Genomic DNA, 683 nt, shown 5'->3' with positions numbered 1-683 from the left:
GACCTTCAAGGTCTGAAGACGACAGCGTCCAAGTGCCATCGCCATTATCGGTACCAGCCGACAAAGTCGCACCATCCGGCACACCGGAGATCGTGATCGTCAGCGTTTCGGAGCTGTCCGTAAGACCTGCATCGATGTCCAACGCAATGGCGGAATCTTCACTTCCGGAAGCATCGACAACATCAAGCGTCGGCGCATCTGCCACGCCAGCCACATCAACAGTGATCGAACCAGTCGTGGTCGCGACATCTTCTCCATCCGCCGAGGTCGCGGTGACGCCAAGGTCAAACGAGCCGCTGAAGTCATCCGCCGGTGTAATTGTCAGGCCTTCAAGGTCAGAAGACGACAGCGTCCAGGTACCATCGCCATTATCGGTACCAGCAGACAAGGTCGCGCCATCCGGAACACCGGAGATGGTGATGGTGAGTGTTTCGCTGGAAGGGTCTCGCTGGAATCCGTCAGACCGGCATCAATATCGAGTGCAATCGCACTGTCTTCAGAGCCACTGGCATCCGTGACATCCAAAGTCGGCGCATCCGCCACACCAGCAACATCAACCGTGATGCTGCCCGTGGTGGTTGCGACATCTTCGCCATCGGCAGACTGAGCTGTAACACCAAGATCAAACGATCCGCTGAAGTCATCAGCAGGTGTGATCGTCAGACCTTCGAGGTCTGAAGACG

The 683-nt window shown here is 56.8% G+C and carries 2 protein-coding genes; both read right to left on the bottom strand.

Annotated features, from left to right (window positions below; all coding sequences use genetic code 11):
• The coding region (locus TH19_RS22360; protein ID WP_147250816.1) for a hypothetical protein at positions 1–388 on the bottom strand (388 nt) is incomplete at its 3' end.
• Positions 322–683, bottom strand: a 362-nt coding sequence (locus TH19_RS22845) for a hypothetical protein (RefSeq protein WP_181846526.1), incomplete at its 5' end; no start/stop codon positions are given. The genes TH19_RS22360 and TH19_RS22845, both read right to left, overlap by 67 nt.

The sequence above is a fragment of the Thalassospira profundimaris genome, assembly GCF_003326675.1.
GTDB classification, from domain to species: domain Bacteria; phylum Pseudomonadota; class Alphaproteobacteria; order Rhodospirillales; family Thalassospiraceae; genus Thalassospira; species Thalassospira aquimaris.
Note: the sequence above shows the minus strand (reverse complement) of the source record. Positions and strands in the feature narration are given on the sequence as shown.